The following is a 19,325-nucleotide window of genomic DNA, read 5'->3' as shown; positions in this document are numbered from 1 at the left end:
ACGATTCACGCATGCTGTTTTTCTAAAGTCAGGACCGAGAGAATGCCCATCTTGAATAGAGCCGCCGAGTTGCAGGAAGAAGCGACGCAATGGCGCCGCCATCTTCATCAGAACCCGGAGATTCTCTATGATGTAGAGGAGACCGCGCGCTTCGTCACCGAGAAGCTGACCGCGTTCGGGGTCGACGAAATCGTCAATGGCATCGGCCGCACCGGCGTTGTTGGCGTCATCCACGGCCGCAGCAGGAACGGCCGAACGATCGGCCTCCGTTCCGATATGGATGCTCTGCCGATCCTTGAGGAAACCGGAAAGCCCTGGGCCTCTCTCACGCCCGGCAACATGCACGCCTGCGGCCATGATGGACATATGGCCATGCTGCTGGGTGCCGCCAAGTATCTTTGCGAGACCCGCAACTTCGACGGCTCGGTTGTGGTCATCTTCCAGCCTGCCGAAGAAGGTGGCGCTGGCGCGCTCGCCATGGTGGAAGACCGGTTGATGGATCGTTTCGGCGTGGACGAGGTCTATGGCATGCACAACATGCCGGGCATTCCGCTTGGCCAGTTCGCTATTCGCAAGGGCGGCATCATGGCCGCGCCAGACAAGTTCACCATCACCGTCAAAGGCCGTGGTGGCCATGCCGCTCAGCCTCACCGCACCGCAGATCCGATCGCCATCGGCGCGCAGATCGTCACCAATCTACAATTGATCGCATCCCGCAATGCCGATCCCCTGCGCTCGATCGTCGTTTCGGTCACCCGCTTCCAGGCCGGCACCAGCCACAACATTATTCCCAACGAGGCGCTGATCGCCGGCACGGTGCGGACACTCGATGAAGACGTGCGTGACATGGCGGAAACGCGGATCCGCCAGATTGCCGAAGGCATCGCTCTTGCCAACGGCGCTGAAGCGGAAGCGGAGTATCACCGCTACTGTCCCATAACCGTCAACCATCCCGCAGAGACCGACTATGCAGCCGAAATTGCCCGCGACGTGGTCGGCGCCAATAATGTCGATGCCGATGTCGATCCTTCCATGGCAGGCGAGGATTTCTCTTACATGCTGAAGGAGCGCCCCGGAGCGTTCATCTTCATCGGCAATGGCGACACAGCAGGACTGCATAACCCAAGCTACGACTTCAACGACGAGGCACTTGCCTATGGCATTTCCTACTGGGTGAAGCTTGCGGAACAGCGGCTGCAGGGGTGATATCTCAAAATTTCTGGGCACATCACAAATGTGCCTCAGAACGCTGTTGATCCCGAAAGACCAGTGGTTTAAAAGCGCCAATGTGTGTCCACGTAGCTCAGCAGGATAGAGCACAGGATTCCTAAGTGAAATTGGGGGTCGCGCCCGGAAACGACGCGATCGATCTGCTCAAAGTCGGGGAACGCTTCGCTGGGCTTCCAGCATGCCAATCCCGAGCCAAGCTTCGGAGAAATCCGTTGAAGGTGTAGAGACTGGATGGGCAGCACCTAAAGGCGTTTACGCCCATGGTGAAGGGACAGTCCAGACCACGAACGCGCCCACCTACCGGCGGGACGGCGGCGAAAGCCGAAGTGGTATGAATCCTGGGGTCGGAGGTTCGAATCCTCTCGTGGACACCAAACTTACGGCCGTTTGCGGTTGTGGAATCGATATCACTCTGTTGTCCTCCTGATCGCTGAGAGTTTCGGTATACCGTGTTGCTTTCACGGGACGCAAATTTGCTTAAAGTCGAAGTCCCGAAATCTACCGTGTCACAAAACGTTAGTCTCCTACGCAAGCAAGGCGCAATTCTCGCTGCATCCACTTGAGAAGAAGAAGTTACAACGATTTTGCAGGCTACTCTTAAATTAGATCTTCCACGAATATACGACTCATGATTGAAATGCGTAAACGGGAACTGAGATATAAATATGCCTCCAAAGATTATAACTATCTTCAACAATAAGGGCGGGGTGGGAAAAACCACTCTAACATTTCACCTCGCACATGCTTTAGGAGAATTAGGCAAACGTGTTTTGCTTATCGACTTGGATCCACAATGCAACCTAACTATCTTCGCATTAGAAATGGAAACCATTCATGACATATGGGAAGCTGAAGATAGTTTTGTTGACGACTACGCTGCTACCCGTGACGAAATGGGTGAAGAAGCATTTCTAAAGACTGTTGAAGATCCCCGATCAATTCATTTTCTGTTGAAGCCAACGGAAGATGGAACAAGGGAAATAGAAGAACTCCCCCCACCCTTGCGTGTGGGAGGAAATGTTGATCTTATACCGGGCCGACTAACGCTGCACTTATTTGAGGCTAAGCTGGCTGAAAGGTGGGCAGGCATATATCAAGGCGACCCCTTGTCGATAAGAACCGCGACTAGGGTTAGGACCCTCGCTCACGAGTACGCTGAGCAGTATGGCTACGATATCGTTATATTCGACACGTCTCCGAGCCTCGGTGCTCTCAACAGAGATCTTTTATCTTTGGCCGACGGGTTTCTCATCCCTTGTGCACCAGACCTATTTTCGGTTTACGGTATTCGAAACATTGGTGCGGCACTCACTACCTGGAGAAAGCAATTCGAGAGTATATTCCATTTTCTCTCAGACACTAAACGTGATGCCTTTCCTAGGGAGTTCGTTAGGTTTCTTGGATACACCATCTACAATGCTAAACCGCGATCGGACAGCAAAAGCGCTCTCAAGCTCGCAAGAGCTCATTCGAATTATGCAGAGCAAATACCTGATGTTATCCGAAAGTTCATCGATTCACAGAATATGATAGCTTACCCAGGGGGCGCTGCTGAACGATCCATTGGCAATAATGCGGTAATTCATTCACATAACACGTTCCCCTCACTCGCACAAAAGTACCACATGCCGATGTGGCAGCTTCCGGATCACCGTCAAATAGAAAAAGACGATGAGAAGACTATCAACCCGAATAAAGGGCGGTTTTACGCGACACGGGACGCATATCACCAGTTCGCACAAGATTTGTTAGACCGAGTGTTTTTTCTTGATGTCTGAAGCAAACCTAGAGACACCTGAAGTTACAGCGGATCGCTTGGTCCGGCTGGTAGATCCAGACAGAACCCACCAGTTGGAGGTGTTCATGGACGGGATAGTGAAATTTATAGGATCTCACCCAAGCCTTGTCCAAACTGACGAAAGAGTCGTCCATTCCTTCAAATCTCGACTGAAGGACAAAGAGCACCTTCGAAAAAAAATAATTCGTAAACTATCACAAGGTAGGGAAATCGACGAACATAACTTTTTCGAGCAGATGACTGACCTCGCAGGCGTCAGAATCCTACACCTGTTTCAGGACGATTTTGGCAAGATCGATGCAGTAGTGAGAAAGAGAGTAGACGAAGGCGATTGGTGGTTAAGCGAACGACCTAAAGCCTACACATGGGACCCAGAAGCGGCCTTATACTTTCGCGGCTTCGACCTTGAGGTACAAGAAAAATCTACGGCGTATACTAGTGTTCATTACTTAATACGTCCGAAAGAGAACTCTCCGATTTGCTGCGAACTTCAAGTGAGGACTTTGTTCGAAGAAATCTGGGGAGAGGTTGATCATAAGATAAACTACCCCGTCAAATCCGAAAGCATCGCGTGTCGCGAGCAGATCCGCGTTTTGTCAAAAATCGTCGGAGCTGGAAGTCGTCTACTGGATTCTCTTCAGCGCGTACACGAGGCGGAACACCAGAAACGAGGCGGATAGCTCAATAAGGAACGACTGTCTCCACGCTCGTTTTGGTGATCTTGATCCAATTTCGTAGTGCCACCTAAGGTACTGATGATCGAAGAAAAATCCCCCTTGGTTGTTGGAGTTAGCCCATACGACCTCGTCGTAATCCTGCGTTCATGAAGATCAAGCAATATGCTTAATCAACGTGATAGTCGATAGGGTATTCTTCACCGGGTTTGGACACGACATTCGGTTACCTTGGTTGGTTATACCGATTACGTATAATTTAGCAGATAACAAAGCTCGGTGTCCGACGTGAGCGAAATGGCGACCCCTGCAGGACTCGAACCTGCGACCTACTGCTTAGAAGGCAGTTGCTCTATCCAGTTGAGCTAAGGGGCCACTCGCGGCGCAGTGGAGGCGCCGAAAACGGTTAGTGTGTCCAAGGCTGCGTGCGCGTATAGCGGAAGTTGTCCGTGTAGGAAACCGTCTGGCGCTCTGCTTCCTTTGGCTGGATCACGCGATACTCGATGCCCTTGCGCTGTGCGTAGGCTTCGGCCTGCTCCTGTGTGTCGAAATTGAGCTTGACCTGCTGCTTCATGTCCGACGAGGACGTGTAGCCCATGATCGGATCGATTTTGCGCGGAACCTCGGCGTCGAATTCCAGCACCCAGATATTCGTCTTGGCCTTGCCGGACTGCATGGCGGTCTTTGCCGGACGATAAATTTTTGCAGACATTTCAACTGCTCCAGTCTTGCGATCAAGCGCGATGACGCTCTTTTTACGCGGCTTCCCGTAACCATTTTATTACGGTCGGCATCAGAATTTCACTTGGACTGACTCCCGCGCGAAGTCAAGCCGCTTGCTTTGTAGATGCTACAGCATCGGGCTGAAAATCCTAACCGAATTTCAGAAAGCACGATGCCTCAATTAAAGAGGATAGAGCGGCCGTTATACCTCCGTAAAGAGGCCGGCGCGCTCCGAAACATAAGAGCCTTCACCAACAGAAAAAGCGAAAGCCACGCTTGAATGGGACGCGCGAAGCATATTCTATCGCGACACCTAAGAGGAGACACGCATCATGAGCGATAACGTCATCAAGTTTCGCAAGCCACAACCGCCGAAGAAGCCCCGTCCCGGCCAGAGTAAGCTGCTCGCCGTCATTATTGGCGGCATTGCGCTCTGCGCTTTGATCTGGGTGCACTTCCAATACGGAGTATGAGGCTGGAGGCCTCACGGCGCGCGGTAGGAGCACATTCATTTTCCAAGGAGGACGGTTGTCACAAGCGGCAGACAATACCAAGGCTTGAGACCACAAATCAAAACGCAATCCATCGGCGCCTCGACATCACATTGCGAGACGTCGATCGTATTGAAAACAGCAAGCCCAGCAGAACACGCTTAACGTTCACATACGCTCACCAGAGCAATTTCAACAATGTAAGGGAAATTACAAATCCAGACAAATCAGTGATTTGTCGAATGGTCGGAGTGGAGAGATTCGAACTCCCGACCCTCTGGTCCCAAACCAGATGCGCTACCAGACTGCGCTACACTCCGCCGATGTCGTGAGCGGGGAGATACACGGTTACCGCACACCCTGCAACAGCTAAAATCACCTTTCCGTTTGTTTTTTCTCAATCGGCTCAGGCGTCCCTGATTGTGGGACGGGATGCACCTGGCGGGAAGATTACGAAGTTTTCACTTCACCCACCCTTCCAGCCGTGCGATCCAGCAGACGTATTTTAGCAGTTGCAGTAGCTTCCTCAGATAGCCACCTATCAAGGCACAACTTCTGCAATCTCTCAGACAACGGGAATGAACCACTTGGACGCCAGTAGCGAAAAACCGAACAGCCAGGAAGCGAAGCCCGATCTTCGCGACATTCTGGTGTCTTCGAAAACCGGAAGAAAGAAATCCAGGCGTTCGCTCTATATCATTCTCGCGCTGCTGATGGTTGCTGGCGCGGCGACATACTATTTTGCCTTTGCCGGTGCGCGCGTCGCCTACACCTACACGACGCAGGAAGCAAAGCGCGGCGATCTCTCCGTCATTGTTACCTCCACCGGTTCGGTGCAGCCCACCGACCAGGTGGATATATCGAGCGAGCTCTCCGGCACGATCCGCAAGGTCAACGTCACCTTTAACAGTCCGGTGAAAGCGGGCGACATTCTGGCTGAACTCGACACCAACAAACTTGAGGCCGATGTGCAGAGCGCGCGCGCCAAGCTTGCTTCCGCCAGAGCCAATGTCGCAAAAGCGAAAGCCGATCTCGGCTCGGCCAACACATCGCTGGAGCGGCTGAGATCGCTGGTGCAGAACCGCGTCTCCAGTCAGCAGGATCTCGATGCGGCGCAGTTCAACCGCGATGCGGCTGCGGCAACGCTGGAGGTCAATGAAGCGACGGTGCTTTCATCCGAGGCGGATCTGCGGCTTGCGGAAGTCAATCTCAGCAAGGCGAAGATTGTGTCTCCGATCGATGGCGTGATCCTGACGCGCGATGTCGATCCCGGTGCAACGGTGGCATCGTCCCTGAACGCTCCGGTGCTTTTTACCATCGCCGGGGATCTGCGCCGCATGGAGCTTCAGGTCTCGATCGATGAGGCGGATGTCGGCAAGGTGGAGGCTGGTCAGGAGGCCACCTTCAATGTGGATGCCTATCCCGAGCGCCGTTTCCCGGCGAAAATCGAAACCGTTCGTTTTGCTTCAGAAACCGTCTCCAACGTCGTGACCTACAAGGGTATTCTGACGGTGGATAATGCCGAACTCCTGCTGCGCCCCGGCATGACGGCGACCGCAAATATCGTGGTCGAACATGTCAAAGATGCGCTACTCGTGCCCAACGCCGCCTTGCGCTACACCCCACCGCGGGAGAACGCTTCGCGCGGCGGCGGGCTGATGGGCCTTTTCCGCCCGCCACGCATGAACCGCTCGCGCGGCAGCGGTGCCGAGCAGGCCGCGTCGGGCAAGCGTCAGGTTTGGGTTCTGCGCAACGGCACCCCGGTCAGCGTCTCGGTCCAGACGGGCTCCACCGATGGCCAGTTCACCGCCGTGACCTCGGACGAGTTGAAGCCCGGCGACCAGGTGATCACCGACGCAACCCAACGCAGCAGCTAGGCGGGAGTGGAAGCATGAGCGCACCGCCTCTGATCGAATTCCGCGATGTCGTGAAGCAATATGGTAAAGGCGAAGCGGCCATTCGGGCGCTGGACGGCGTCAGCCTGTCGATCAATGAACACGAATTTGTCGCCATCATGGGACCATCCGGCTCCGGCAAGTCCACCTCGATGAACATCATCGGCTGCCTGGATACGCCCACTTCGGGGGAATATCTGTTTCAGGGCGTGCCCACCAGCGGCTTTGACAATGAGCACCTGACGCTGCTCCGCCGCCACATGCTGGGCTTTGTCTTTCAGGGCTTCAACCTGCTGTCGCGCACCTCGGCTGTCGAGAATGTCGAGCTGCCTTTGATCTATCGCGGCATGAAATCCGCAGAGCGGCGGGCGCTTGCCATGGAAGCCCTGGCGCAGGTCGGGCTGAAGGGGCGTGAACACCACACCACGCAGGAGCTGTCCGGCGGGCAGCAGCAGCGCGTGGCAATTGCCCGTGCCATCGTCACCAAGCCGGCCTTGCTTCTTGCCGACGAGCCGACAGGCAATCTCGATACCAAAACCAGCATCGAGATCATGGACCTGATCACCTCGCTCAATCGCGATCGCGGCATCACCGTCGTGATGGTGACCCATGAAGAAGATATCGCCGCCCATGCCAAGCGCCTGCTGCGCTTCGTCGATGGCCGTCTGGGTTCGGACAGCGCCGTCGAGCTTAGAAGGGAGGCCACCGATGTTCTTTGAGACCGTCAGGCTCGCCATGCGCGCCATCAGCCGCAACATGCTGCGCTCCTTCCTCACCGTGCTCGGCGTCGTTATCGGTGTGGCAGCGGTCATCGCCATGGTCACCATCGGCAACGGCACGACGGAGCAGGTAAAGTCTGAGCTTTCTCGCCTCGGCACCAACATGCTTTTCGTCAGGCCCGGACAATTCGGCCCTGGTCGCGCCAGTGTCGATGCCAAACGCTTCACTGATAGCGACGTGCAGGCCATCCGCGACCAGATCCGCGGTGTGCGGGCTGTCGCGCCGTTGAACCGGTCATCTGCGGCAACGGTCATTTATGGCGGCAAGAACCACCAGACGAGCGTCGTCGGCACCACCAACGACTATCTGATCGCGCAGGACTGGACGATAGCGTTAGGCCGCGAGTTTCTGCCCGCTGAAGACCGGGGCGGACAGATCGGCTGCATCATCGGTGAAACCGTTCGACAGGAACTGTTCGGATCGTCCGATCCGGTGGGACAGACGATCCGCGTCAGCAACATCTCCTGCCCGGTCATCGCTGTTCTGGGGCGCAAAGGGCAATCCGGTCTTGGCGATGATCAGGATGACACCGTGATCATGCCGCTGAAAATTCATCAGCGCCGCATTGGCGGCACGACGACGATTTCCTCCATCATGGTCTCCGCCCAGGATGGAGTCTCGACTGCAAAAGTGCAGTCCGACCTGGAAAATCTGCTGCGCGAGCGTCGGCGCATCGGGCTTGGCCGCCAGGACGATTTCACTGTCAACGACATGGCGCAGATCGCGTCTGCCATGACCGGTACCACCACCCTTTTGACGGGTTTGCTCGGCGCTGTCGCCGCCGTCAGTCTTCTGGTCGGCGGGATCGGCATCATGAACATCATGCTGGTGTCGGTGACGGAACGAACGCGCGAGATCGGCATCCGGCTTGCCATCGGCGCTCTGGAAAAGCAGGTTCTGACACAGTTCCTCGTCGAGGCCGTCATGCTTTCGGCCTTCGGCGGGACCGCGGGAATTTTGACAGGCCTTGGCCTGGCCTATGCGGTCGTCAGCTTCCTCGGGGTGCCCTTCGTCACCAGCCCGGTGATCATCGCCGTCGCCTTCGCCTTCTCGGCCGCTATCGGCGTGGTGTTCGGCTATTTTCCGGCTCGCCGTGCTGCAAGCCTCAGCCCTATCGAGGCATTGCGCCACGAGTAACGGTGCTGTCGAACTTGCTGAAGCGCCCTGCGCTCCCCATATGAAAACAAGCTAGAATTGAGGGAGTCGGATCGTGAGCGTTGCGTTTGTGAAAGAAGAGAGTGCGGAAACTGCAGCGGAAACACAGCTGCCGGATCGCCCTGTCTCGCAACATCCCAACCTCGTTACCGAAGCAGGTCTCAAGCTCCTTGAAGAACAGATGAAAGCTGCCCGCGCCGCGCATGAGATCGCCAATGCGGTGGAGGACGTGAACGAACGCCGGCGCCAGATCGCGCCACACTTGCGCGATATCCGCTATCTGGCGGAGCGACTGCGAACCGCGCAGGTGATGCCCGCACCCGAGACGAACGATGTTGTCTCCTTCGGAAGCACCGTCACCTTCACGCGTGAAGATGGCCGCGTGCAATCCTACTGTATCGTCGGTGAAGATGAGGCCGACCCCAAGGCCGGGTCCATTTCCTATGTTTCCCCCGTCGCTCGCGCTCTCAACGGCAAGGCTGTTGGTGATATTGTGACGGTCGGCGAGCAAGAGTTGGAAATTACGGCCATTCAATAAGCCGCCAGTTGCAGCAGGTCGAAATAACGGGTAACTGCCCGGTTACTTGACTTTCAGCAAAAGGTTTACTGCGCCATGGCGGTGGAATTCCTCGTCACTCATTCCGGCGGCTTCCATGCCGATGAACTACTCTCCAGCGTCATTCTCACCCGGCTTTACCCAACGGCCAAGATCGTTCGCAGCCGCGCGCCAGAGTGGATCACCCCTACGCAAGACCGGGTCATCTACGATGTTGGCGGCGCCTATGATGCCGAGGCGCAGATTTTCGATCACCACCAGCGCGGCGCGCCGCTGCGTGACGATGGTCAGCCCTACAGTTCATTTGGCCTTGTTTGGAAACATTACGGTCGTGATTACCTCATCGCGCTTGGCGTTGCTGGCGCCGATATCGAAAACGTCCACGCGTCTTTCGACAAGAGCTTTGTGCTACCGATCGACCTTACCGACAATGGGGCGCTGAGCCCGGCCATTGCCGGCGAGCTTGCCGGTCTCACCTTGCCGTCTCTTTTGGAAACCTTGAAACCTTCATTCGACAACCGTGAACCAGGTGCTGACGACGAAGCCTTCCAGAGCGCGCTTGCGATCGCTCGCGCCTTTGTCGAAGCCGGCATCGAGAAGAAGGCCGCAAAGCTGCGGGCAGAGACGCTGGTTCTCAAAGCCATAGAGCGCACCGGCGAAAGACGCATCTTGGAATTGCCGATCGGAATGCCTTTCAGGCCAGCCATCGTCAAGGCCGGTGCCGATCATCTGCTCTTCGTCGTTCATCCTCGCGACAAGGACTGGTGCGTCACAGGCATCCGCCGCGCGGAAGAAGGTTTCGAGCTTCGCGCCGATCTGCCCGTCTCCTGGGCTGGCTTGACCAATGGCGATCTGGAGCAGGCGAGCGGCGTTGAAGGCGCAACCTTCTGTCACAATGGGCGCTTTATCGCGGCTGCAAAGACGCGAGAAGCCGCAATGACGATGGCCGAGATTGCCACACAGGAAGCCCTGCTAGAGGGGCAATCCGCTTAAGTACCGTCTTTGGAAAATGAAGTGTCGCGGTGCTTGGGAACAAGCACCGCAATGCCAACAGGCATTTCTCAGACGCTAGCCTCAGCCTCACGCTGCTTGGCGAGCATGGCAAGATCTGCGGCCTTCAGTTCGACGGACTCGCCGCAGCCGCATGCCGATGTCTGGTTCGGATTGTTGAAGGTAAAGCCGGAGCGCATCTTGGTGACTTCGAAATCCATCTGCGTGCCGAGCAGGTAGAGCACGGCGGATGGCTGGATCCAGACCTTTGCACCATCATGCTCGATCAGGTCGTCCTTGGAATCAGGCTCGGTCACGAGATCGATGGTATATTCCATCCCGGCGCAGCCGCCCTTCTTGATCCCGACGCGCACGCCCTTGGCCTCAGCGCCATAATTATCGACGATCGCCTTGACGCGAGAGGCCGCAGCCTCCGTCATTGTCATCACTGCAAAGCCCATGGGCTCATCACTCCTTCGACAGTCGGGTTCAAGGCCCGATGTTTATGGACTCAAATCTAGTCTTGCGTCGAGACGGTATCAAGTGTTGTCGATTGTGCAATCGACGGCGCTCAGTACCAGCCCACCGCAACCTGCGCTTCTTCCGACATGCGATCCGGCGTCCATGGCGGATCGAAGGTCATTTCAACCGTCACGCCGGATACGCCCTCGACGGCGCCAACCGCGTTTTCCACCCAGCCCGGCATTTCTCCGGCAACGGGGCAACCGGGTGCAGTCAGCGTCATGACGATCTTGACCATCCGGTCGTCTTCGATGTCGATCTTGTAGATGAGACCAAGCTCGAAAATATCGGCGGGAATTTCCGGATCGTAGACGGTCTTCAGCGCGGCGACGACGTCGTCGCTGAGCCGCGCCAGCTCGTCCGGGGAGATGCTGGACGTCTTGGCAGGGGCTTGCACAGCCTCTTCTGCAGGCGATTGTGCCAGATCCTGCAGCTGTTCGGTCGTATCGGTGCTCATGGTCCTGATCCTCAATTCCGATGTCAGGCGAAAAATTTGCGGGCGTAATCGAGTGCTTCGGCCAGCGCATCCACTTCCGCGCGGGTATTGTAAAGCCCGAATGATGCTCGGCATGTGGAGGTCACGCCGAAGCGTTTCAAGAGCGGCATGGCGCAATGTGTACCGGCGCGCACGGCGACGCCGCGGCGGTCGATGACCATCGAGACATCATGGGCATGGATGCCTTCAAGCTCAAAGGAGAAGATGCCACCCTTCCCCGGCGCATTGCCGATGATGCGCAGAGAGTTGATGTCTCGCAGACGTTCGGTGGCATAGGCGGCAAGATCCGCCTCATGTGCAGCGATCGCCGCGCGTCCGAGATTATCCATATAGTCCAGTGCGTAGCCGAGACCTATCGCCTGAACGATCGGCGGCGTGCCCGCCTCGAAACGGTGCGGCGGCTCGTTATAGGTGATCTCGTCCTCAGAGACGTCGAGGATCATTTCCCCGCCGCCCTGGAAGGGACGCATCTCTTTCAACCGGTCGGCCTTGCCGTAGAGAACGCCGATACCCGATGGGCCATAGAGCTTATGGCCCGTCATCACGTACCAGTCGCAATCGATATCGCGGACATCGACCGGCATGTGAACCGCGCCCTGGCTGCCATCAATCAGCACGGGAATCCCGCGCTCGTGGGCAATGCGGCAAATTTCCTTGACCGGCACGATGGTGCCGAGCGCGTTGGACATATGGGTGATGGCAACCAGCTTGGTGCGCTCCGTCAGGCTTTTTTCGAAAGCCTCGATATGAAACGCGCCTTCGTCATCCACCGGCACCCAGACGAGCTTGGCACCCTGCCGCTCACGGATAAAATGCCAAGGCACGATATTGGAGTGGTGCTCCATGATCGAGAGGACGATCTCATCGCCCTCGCCGATCTTCGGCATGCCGTAGCCATAGGCGACCGTGTTGATCGCCTCGGTGGAGGACTTGGTGAAGACGATTTCATCCACCGAGCCGGCATTCAAAAAGCGCCGCACCTTTTCGCGCGATGCTTCATAGGCATCTGTTGCCGCATTGGAGAGAAAATGCAGGCCGCGATGCACATTGGCATATTCGTTGGAATAGGCGTGGGACACCGCATCGATTACCACCTGCGGCTTCTGCGCGGACGCGCCATTGTCCAGGTAGACAAGCGGCTTGCCGTAGACCTCACGCGAAAGGATTGGAAAATCCTTGCGCACGGCCTCGACATCGTAGGGAGCCGCTTTGACGGCGCGTTCGCTGTTATCAGGCATGATCTTCCAGCCAGCTGGAGATGATGCCTTCCAGCGCCTCTACCAGATTGTCGTCTTCCAACTCTTCGACGATTGCCGCGACGAATGCGTTCACCAGCATGGCACGCGCCTTCGCCCGCGGCACGCCACGCGCCATCAGGTAATAAAGGTGTTCGTCGCTGATATCGGCAACCGTCGCGCCATGGCCGCACTGAACGTCGTCTGCGAAGATTTCAAGTTCAGGCTTCGCCGAAAACTCGCCATCGTCGGACATCAGCAGGGTGTTGCAGGACATCTTGGCGTCTGTCTTCTGGGCATCGGGCGCGACCCGGATCATACCCTGGAAGATGCCCTTGGCACGATCGAACACGACGTTGCGGAAGATTTCCGTCGAGGTCGTGTTCGGCACGTTGTGGCCGAGAACCATCGTCACATCCGTATGGGTTTCGCCGCCCAGCAGGTTGACGCCACGCACGGAGAGATCGGTGCCCTCACCTTCCACATCAATGCGCAGTTCCTGGCGCACGAGCTTGCCGCCTGCATTGATGATGAAGAGGCGAAGATTGGCGTCTGCGCCGAGCTTGATACGCAACTGAGCAAGATGGGTATCGGCTGCACCCTGCTGCTGCAAAAGGATATAGGTGGCTTCCGCTCCGTCTTGAACCTCAAGATCGGTGACATGCGTGACGAGTGCTGCTTCCGCCGCAACCGACAGGTGACGCTCGATGATCGTGGCCTTGGAGCCCTTGCCGAAGCGAACCGGAGAGCGGGTGTGAACCTGCCCGGCGCCATGGATCACCTGGAGCTCGAGCGGACGCTCGATCTGGGCATCATTCGGCACGGTCACCGAGTAACCATCACGCACGAAGCTGCCATTCAGGCGGCCGATCATGTCGTCCTTGTCAGCCGCTACAAGCGAGCCGGCAGCCGTGCCATCCAGCAGGCTTTCGGCAAAGCTTGCGATTTCGAAATCGACGATCTCGGTATCTGCCGACTTGCCGTGGCGTAGATAGGCAACCTGCGATCCGGCAACGGCTGAATCACGCTTCTCGATCACCGGCGCAGAGGCATCCTCGGGGATGCTGCGCAGCAGGGTTTTCATATCGGTATAGTGCCAGGCTTCGATGCGGCGCGTCGGAAGACCGGCGGTCTTCAGGTCGTCGAACAACACGTCGCGCGCAGCAACGACATCGCCATTGCCGGGAAGCTCGGTGAACTTCGCTGTGAAGGCTTCCACCAGTGCGGTTTCCGCAGGTGTCAGCCGGTTTGTCGTTTGAATATTCATGGACATGGTCTCCTGGCCCGTTGATTAGGCCGCTTCACCGATGATGTCGGCGTAACCATTGTTTTCCAGTTCCAGCGCCAGTGCCTTGTCGCCCGAACGGATGATCTTGCCCTTATAAAGAACATGGACGCTGTCCGGCACGATGTAATCGAGTAGGCGCTGATAGTGGGTGATGACGACGGTCGCACGATCGGGAGACTTCAACGCGTTGACGCCATCGGCAACGATCTTCAGCGCGTCGATGTCGAGACCGGAGTCCGTTTCGTCCAGAACGCAGAGCTTCGGCTCAAGCAGCGCCATCTGCAGGATTTCCGCGCGCTTCTTCTCACCGCCGGAGAAGCCGACATTGAGCGGGCGCTTCAGCATGTCCATGTCGATCTTCAGATCGCCAGCCGCTTCCTTGACCTTCTTGATGAAGTCAGGCGTTGTAAGTTCAGCTTCGCCGCGTGCTTTGCGCTGCTCGTTCATCGCAACCTTCAGGAACTGCATGGTCGCAACGCCTGGAATTTCGACCGGATACTGGAAGGCGAGGAAGATACCCTTGGCAGCGCGTTCGGCAGCGTCCAGCTCCAGAATGCTCTCGCCATTGTAGAGAATGTCGCCAGAGGTCACTTCGTAATCTTCGCGGCCGGAAAGGATGTAGGACAGCGTGGACTTGCCGGAGCCGTTAGGACCCATGATGGCCGCCACTTCGCCAGCGGCAACCTTCAGGTTCAGACCCTTGATGATCTCGGTTTCGGTATCGGCGATCTTTGCGTGCAGGTCGATGATTTCAAGCATGTTGTTATCTCTCAATCTTGTTTTCTCTTGCGAGAAGAGAAACGGTCAAATGGTCCAAACACGTCGGAGAGCCAAAGGACAGCAATCATCCCGACCGCGCTTGCGATTAAAGTTGGCTTGGCGAACTCATAGCCCGCCATCAGCCCGGCAAGTCCAATGAAGACCCCGACCATCGAGACGAAAATACCCAACACCAGGAGGCGTGAGCTTGTCGTCAGGCGGGGCTCGTTCATTAGCCGACGCTACCTTCCAGCGAGATGCCAATCAGCTTCTGCGCTTCGACAGCAAATTCCATCGGCAGTTCCTGAATGACGTCCCTGACGAAGCCGTTGACGATCAACGCGATCGCGGCTTCTTCGGGAATGCCACGCTGCAAGCAGTAGAACAGCTGATCCTCGGAAATCTTGGATGTCGTTGCTTCATGCTCGAAATGCGCCGAGGCATTCTTTGCTTCGATGTAAGGCACGGTATGCGCCCCGCACTTGTCGCCAATCAGAAGGCTGTCGCACTGCGTGAAATTGCGCGCATTGGTCGCCTTGCGATGGGCCGAGACCTGACCGCGATAGACGTTTTCCGAGAAGCCTGCTGCGATGCCCTTGGCAATGATGCGGCTCGACGTGTTCTTGCCGAGATGGATCATCTTGGTGCCGGAATCGACCTGCTGGTAACCGTTGGAGACAGCGATCGAGTAGAACTCGCCGCGGCTGTCATCACCACGCAAAATGCAGGATGGGTACTTCCACGTGATGGCAGAACCGGTTTCGACCTGCGTCCAGGAGATCTTCGAGCGATGACCGCGGCAATCGCCGCGCTTGGTCACGAAGTTGTAGATGCCGCCCTTGCCTTCCTTGTCGCCCGGATACCAGTTCTGGACGGTGGAGTACTTGATCTCGGCATCGTCGAGCGCCACGAGTTCAACCACAGCAGCGTGAAGCTGGTTTTCATCGCGCTGCGGTGCGGTGCAGCCTTCCAGATAGGAAACGTAGGCGCCTTCTTCCGCAATGATCAGCGTGCGCTCGAACTGGCCCGTGTTCTTCTCATTGATGCGGAAATAGGTGGAAAGCTCCATCGGGCAACGCACGCCCTTTGGAATGAAAACGAAGGAACCGTCTGTAAAGACCGCCGAGTTCAACGTCGCATAAAAGTTGTCGGTCGTCGGAACGACGGAGCCGAGATACTTCTTCACCAGTTCGGGATGCTCGCGAACAGCTTCCGAGATGGACATGAAGATCACGCCCGCCTTCTTCAGCTCTTCCTTGAAGGTCGTGACGACGGAAACCGAGTCGAACACGGCATCCACGGCCACGCGACGGTTCTCTACGCCGGCCAGGATTTCCTGTTCCTTCAGCGGAATGCCGAGCTTCTCATAGACCTTCAACAGTTCAGGGTCGACATCTTCAAGCGACTTGGGACCTGGCGTGCTCTTTGGCGCGGCGTAGTAATAAAGGTCGTTAAAGTCGATCTTCGGATAATTGACGCGCGCCCAGGTGGGCTCTTCCATCGTCAACCAGCGCTGATAAGCGTCGAGGCGCCATTGGAGCAGCCACTCCGGCTCCTGCTTCTTGGCGGAAATGAACCGGATAACCTCTTCCGACAGACCCTTAGGCGCCTTGTCGACTTCGATCTCGGTTTCGAAACCGTATTTGTACTGGTCCACATCGATCTGGCGAACCTGATCGATTGTTTCCTGAACCGCTGCCATTGTCGTTCTCCAATCTCGCCGGATACAAGGTCCGGTGGCTTGTCAACGTATCAAGACGGAACCCCCGTCTTCATTCGCGCTTCACATAAATGCGGGAGCCATCTGAGGCCAGCGCTTTCATGCGTTTATTTAAGAGCGGGTTGGCGTTTTTCCCACCGCACCGCAAGCGAAATTTTGACATTTCGCAGTTTATCCCAGCCCTCAGGCTGCCTGACCGGAAAGCTTGCGCCGTCCTGCAATCTTGCTAAAGGCGCGGACCGCCTTCTCTATATCATCTACCGTTGTCGCGTGCCCGAGTGAAATGCGCAGAGCACCGAGCTTCGGATCCTGCCCCATGGCCGTCAGCACATGGCTCTCTCCGACTTTACCCGAAGAGCAGGCCGAACCTGCGGAGAGAGCGACACATTCGATATCAAAGGCAATCTGCCCGGTTTCCGACTTCAAGCCGGGAAGCGTGAAGAAGGTCGTGTTGCAGACGCGCGCGACATCCGCACCGTGGATGATGACATCCGGCGCGGAGACCCGCATTCCATCTTCCAGCCGGGTCCTGAACGACGCCAAACGTGCGCTTTCCGCCTTTTGCATCCGCGCCGCTTCTTTTGCGGCCACACCAAAGCCGAGAATAGCGTGCGTGTTCTCGGTACCAGACCGATGACCCTTTTCCTGCCCGCCACCATGGATCAGCGGCAAAGGCATCATCACTTCACCGCGGGAGATCAGGGCGCCAACACCTTTCGGGCCACCGATCTTGTGTGACGACACGATCAAGAAGTCTGCGTCCAGCGCTTCGATCTCCACCGGGATGCGCCCTACCGCCTGGACGGCATCGACCACAAGCAAGCCACCGGCAGCATGAACGAGCCGCGCCGCATCTTTCACTGGCTGTATGATGCCTGTCTCATTGTTGACCAGCATCAACGCCACCATCGGCAGGCCCGATGCCCGGTCGTGTCGCGAAAGCAGGCTTTCCAATGCTTCGATATCGAGCAGCCCCTGCTCCGTCACCGGAACTTCCGTGACTGCGGACCGACTGAACCGTCCGCCCTCCCGAATGGCTGGATGCTCGATGGCGGATACGTAGAGATGGCTTATATTTAAGGGTGAACGGCCCATTTTAAAGTGCGGGCACAGCACAAGATTTGCAGCTTCCGTTGCGCCGCTGGTGAAAACGACGTGCGATGCATCAGCGCCGACCAAAGCAGCCACATTCCGACGCGCAGCCTCGACGGCGGCGCGAACGGCACGTCCTTCCTTATGAACAGACGACGGATTGCCGGATAGATCGAGAGCAGAAACAAGCGCATCACGGACGGCCGGCAGCAAAGGTGCTGTCGCATTCCAGTCCAGATATGTGCGCTCCGCTGTGCCCATGGCGCAAATCGTGCCTTTATCCCGATCATTCGCGCCTCAGAGCGCATTTTCCTTGAAATTTCCGTCACCCTTGCCTTATGACACCACCAACAGCGCCACGGAACGCAAGTTTCGAACAGTTCTAAACTAGGTTTTAGAAAAGCTGACCATCCACGTCAAGTCTTCTTGCGCGGGGAAAGAGTCAGAAACATAAAAACCGACCGGAGTACCTATGCCTGAAGTTATTTTCAACGGCCCCGCAGGTCGTCTCGAAGGCCGCTACCAGCCCTCCAAGGAAAAAAGCGCACCGATCGCCATCATTCTTCATCCGCATCCGCAGTTTGGCGGCACGATGAACAATCAGATCGTCTACCAGCTCTTCTACATGTTCCAGAAGCGCGGTTTCACGACGTTGCGTTTCAACTTCCGCTCCATCGGCCGCAGCCAGGGTGAGTTCGATCATGGCGCTGGCGAATTGTCGGACGCTGCGTCCGCGCTCGACTGGGTGCAGAGCCTGCACCCTGATTCCAAGAGCTGTTGGGTCGCTGGCTACTCCTTCGGATCCTGGATCGGCATGCAGCTTCTGATGCGCCGTCCGGAGATCGAAGGTTTCATGTCGATTGCCCCGCAGCCCAACACCTACGACTTTTCCTTCCTGGCCCCCTGCCCGTCGTCCGGCCTGATCATCAATGGCGACGCGGACAAGGTGGCACCGGAAAAGGACGTCAACGGCCTGGTGGAAAAGCTGAAGACCCAAAAGGGTATTCTCATCACCCACCGCACCGTGCCTGGCGCAAACCACTTCTTCAGCGGCAAGGTGGACGAGTTGATGAGCGAATGCGGCGACTATCTCGACCGTCGCCTGAATGGCGAACTGGTGCCGGAGCCCGCGGCCAAGCGCATCCGCTAAAAACCGAAAGAACCTTCAAAGCCGCCGGTCACTCCGGCGGTTTTTTGTTGGAACAGTGCTTAATCTCAAGCCTGATGCTCTGACCGGACCGAACTCACGTCAACTCAATCGCGCTGCGATCTGGTTATGCATGGCAGCCGTATATTCAAATGTCGGACACACGAGCCCCTCGACGGTCATCGACTGGCACGGTCGCATGCCGATCTTGGTCAGCACTTTCTGAGAGGCGATGTTGTCCGGGTGGGTGAAGGCGATGAACTTGTCGGCGATCTTTCGGTCGAAAAACCAGTTTCGCAATGCCATGCCAATCTCTGTCGCATAGCCCCTGCCCCACTCCGTCTGGCAAAGCGAATAACCCAATTCGAAATCGGGCCGCTCGCCTCCAAAGAAGGAGAAACCTGCCCTTCCTAGAAAACGATCGTCGTCACGTGACAGGAGCTTATACTTCGTGGTGCCATAACTGTGGTGATCATCGATCCAGCGCGACAATCGTTCTTCGCATTTCTCGTTGCTCCAGGGCGCCGATCCCGTGAGATAGCGAGTCGTCTCGATTGTTGAATGCAGTTGATGGACAAGCGTGACGTCACCGGGCGCCCACATTGTCACTTTCAGCCTTTCAGTCTCGAGTATGACTTGCTCGCGCATTTTTCCTACCTTTCCATTGCCGTACCGCTATCGCCCACCCCGTAGCGAGTAAGCGTCCATCGAAGCGAACATTCATGGCCGAAACGGGTGTAATTTCCAAAAAACAATGATAAAGCCGCTGCCATT

Annotated in this window: 20 protein-coding genes and 2 tRNA genes; 10 read left to right on the top strand and 12 right to left on the bottom strand. The window is 56.7% G+C overall.

All coding sequences use genetic code 11. The features are described 5' to 3' along the window. Window positions 1-42 precede the first annotated feature (42 nt). The 3 genes from AC07U5_RS20245 to AC07U5_RS20235 all read left to right on the top strand — a co-directional run bounded on the left by AC07U5_RS20245 (window position 43) and on the right by AC07U5_RS20235 (window position 3,708). Window positions 43-1,206, top strand: a complete 1,164-nt coding sequence (locus AC07U5_RS20245; protein WP_494724062.1) for a M20 aminoacylase family protein — start codon at window positions 43-45, stop codon at window positions 1,204-1,206. 689 nt (window positions 1,207-1,895) lie between these two features. Further along, a complete protein-coding gene (locus tag AC07U5_RS20240) occupies window positions 1,896-3,008 on the top strand; it encodes a ParA family protein (protein WP_494724061.1) in 1,113 nt (370 codons plus the stop codon). Window positions 3,009-3,093: 85 nt separating this feature from the next. Next, the gene (locus tag AC07U5_RS20235) at window positions 3,094-3,708 is read left to right on the top strand and encodes a RelA/SpoT-related domain-containing protein (RefSeq protein ID WP_494724060.1); all 615 of its coding nucleotides are present in this window, start codon (window positions 3,094-3,096) and stop codon (window positions 3,706-3,708) included. A 292-nt stretch (window positions 3,709-4,000) separates the two neighbouring features. On the opposite strand, the gene AC07U5_RS20230 is transcribed toward AC07U5_RS20235, so the two are convergent. Further along, window positions 4,001-4,077, bottom strand: a tRNA-Arg gene (locus tag AC07U5_RS20230). 31 nt (window positions 4,078-4,108) lie between these two features. Beyond that, entirely contained in the window at window positions 4,109-4,414 is a 306-nt protein-coding gene (locus AC07U5_RS20225) for an ETC complex I subunit (RefSeq protein ID WP_062424309.1), read from the bottom strand. A 343-nt stretch (window positions 4,415-4,757) separates the two neighbouring features. On the opposite strand from AC07U5_RS20225, the gene AC07U5_RS20220 reads away from it, so the two are divergent. Then, entirely contained in the window at window positions 4,758-4,898 is a 141-nt protein-coding gene (locus AC07U5_RS20220) for a hypothetical protein (RefSeq protein WP_165457054.1), read from the top strand. A gap of 261 nt (window positions 4,899-5,159) precedes the next feature. On the opposite strand, the gene AC07U5_RS20215 is transcribed toward AC07U5_RS20220, so the two are convergent. Continuing rightward, window positions 5,160-5,236 (bottom strand) — tRNA-Pro (locus AC07U5_RS20215). 258 nt (window positions 5,237-5,494) lie between these two features. Here AC07U5_RS20215 and AC07U5_RS20210 point away from each other — a divergent pair. The 5 genes from AC07U5_RS20210 (at window position 5,495) to AC07U5_RS20190 (ending at window position 10,295) form a co-directional block, all read left to right on the top strand. Continuing rightward, window positions 5,495-6,793 carry an efflux RND transporter periplasmic adaptor subunit gene (locus AC07U5_RS20210; protein ID WP_494724059.1) on the top strand — a complete coding sequence of 433 codons (1,299 nt, stop codon included), beginning with the start codon at window positions 5,495-5,497 and terminating at the stop codon, window positions 6,791-6,793. Between the two features lie 14 nt (window positions 6,794-6,807). Then, entirely contained in the window at window positions 6,808-7,530 is a 723-nt protein-coding gene (locus tag AC07U5_RS20205; RefSeq protein ID WP_494724058.1) for an ABC transporter ATP-binding protein, read from the top strand. Next, window positions 7,520-8,728 carry an ABC transporter permease gene (locus AC07U5_RS20200; protein WP_494724057.1) on the top strand — a complete coding sequence of 403 codons (1,209 nt, stop codon included), beginning with the start codon at window positions 7,520-7,522 and terminating at the stop codon, window positions 8,726-8,728. Before AC07U5_RS20205 ends, AC07U5_RS20200 begins: the two co-directional genes overlap by 11 nt. A 73-nt stretch (window positions 8,729-8,801) precedes the next feature. Further along, a complete protein-coding gene (gene greA, locus AC07U5_RS20195; protein ID WP_494724056.1) occupies window positions 8,802-9,284 on the top strand; it encodes a transcription elongation factor GreA in 483 nt (160 codons plus the stop codon). A gap of 75 nt (window positions 9,285-9,359) precedes the next feature. Continuing rightward, window positions 9,360-10,295, top strand: a complete 936-nt coding sequence (locus AC07U5_RS20190) for an MYG1 family protein (RefSeq protein ID WP_312930995.1) — start codon at window positions 9,360-9,362, stop codon at window positions 10,293-10,295. A gap of 68 nt (window positions 10,296-10,363) precedes the next feature. Here AC07U5_RS20190 and sufA read toward each other — a convergent pair whose 3' ends face one another. The 8 genes from sufA to AC07U5_RS20150 form a co-directional block, all read right to left on the bottom strand. Beyond that, the gene (gene sufA / locus AC07U5_RS20185; RefSeq protein WP_494724055.1) at window positions 10,364-10,753 is read right to left on the bottom strand and encodes a Fe-S cluster assembly scaffold SufA; all 390 of its coding nucleotides are present in this window, start codon (window positions 10,751-10,753) and stop codon (window positions 10,364-10,366) included. A gap of 110 nt (window positions 10,754-10,863) precedes the next feature. Beyond that, window positions 10,864-11,271, bottom strand: coding sequence for an SUF system Fe-S cluster assembly protein (locus AC07U5_RS20180; protein WP_112519658.1), 408 nt, complete (start codon window positions 11,269-11,271; stop codon window positions 10,864-10,866). Window positions 11,272-11,294: 23 nt separating this feature from the next. Further along, on the bottom strand, window positions 11,295-12,548 hold the full coding sequence (locus AC07U5_RS20175; RefSeq protein ID WP_062424302.1) for a cysteine desulfurase: 1,254 nt from the start codon (window positions 12,546-12,548) through the stop codon (window positions 11,295-11,297). Next, the gene (gene sufD, locus AC07U5_RS20170; RefSeq protein WP_113326413.1) at window positions 12,541-13,812 is read right to left on the bottom strand and encodes a Fe-S cluster assembly protein SufD; all 1,272 of its coding nucleotides are present in this window, start codon (window positions 13,810-13,812) and stop codon (window positions 12,541-12,543) included. Before sufD ends, AC07U5_RS20175 begins: the two co-directional genes overlap by 8 nt. A 24-nt stretch (window positions 13,813-13,836) precedes the next feature. Further along, complete coding sequence (gene sufC / locus AC07U5_RS20165; protein WP_062424300.1) at window positions 13,837-14,592, bottom strand: Fe-S cluster assembly ATPase SufC; 756 nt, start codon at window positions 14,590-14,592, stop codon at window positions 13,837-13,839. Window positions 14,593-14,603: 11 nt separating this feature from the next. Continuing rightward, on the bottom strand, window positions 14,604-14,825 hold the full coding sequence (locus tag AC07U5_RS20160; RefSeq protein WP_494724054.1) for a hypothetical protein: 222 nt from the start codon (window positions 14,823-14,825) through the stop codon (window positions 14,604-14,606). Beyond that, window positions 14,825-16,294 (bottom strand): Fe-S cluster assembly protein SufB, encoded by a 1,470-nt coding sequence (sufB, locus tag AC07U5_RS20155; RefSeq protein WP_062441476.1) that lies wholly within the window; start codon window positions 16,292-16,294, stop codon window positions 14,825-14,827. Before sufB ends, AC07U5_RS20160 begins: the two co-directional genes overlap by 1 nt. A gap of 201 nt (window positions 16,295-16,495) precedes the next feature. Then, on the bottom strand, window positions 16,496-17,665 hold the full coding sequence (locus tag AC07U5_RS20150) for a cysteine desulfurase family protein (protein WP_494724053.1): 1,170 nt from the start codon (window positions 17,663-17,665) through the stop codon (window positions 16,496-16,498). 211 nt (window positions 17,666-17,876) lie between these two features. Here AC07U5_RS20150 and AC07U5_RS20145 point away from each other — a divergent pair, with 211 nt between their 5' ends. Continuing rightward, window positions 17,877-18,554 carry an alpha/beta hydrolase gene (locus AC07U5_RS20145; protein ID WP_062441481.1) on the top strand — a complete coding sequence of 226 codons (678 nt, stop codon included), beginning with the start codon at window positions 17,877-17,879 and terminating at the stop codon, window positions 18,552-18,554. A 99-nt stretch (window positions 18,555-18,653) separates the two neighbouring features. On the opposite strand, the gene AC07U5_RS20140 is transcribed toward AC07U5_RS20145, so the two are convergent. Continuing rightward, window positions 18,654-19,199, bottom strand: coding sequence for a GNAT family N-acetyltransferase (locus AC07U5_RS20140; protein ID WP_144620465.1), 546 nt, complete (start codon window positions 19,197-19,199; stop codon window positions 18,654-18,656). Window positions 19,200-19,325: the final 126 nt, after the last annotated feature.

The sequence above is a fragment of the Agrobacterium sp. GW821-FHT02D03 genome (genome assembly GCF_059421725.1).
This window is presented reverse-complemented; position numbering and strand designations above follow the sequence as displayed.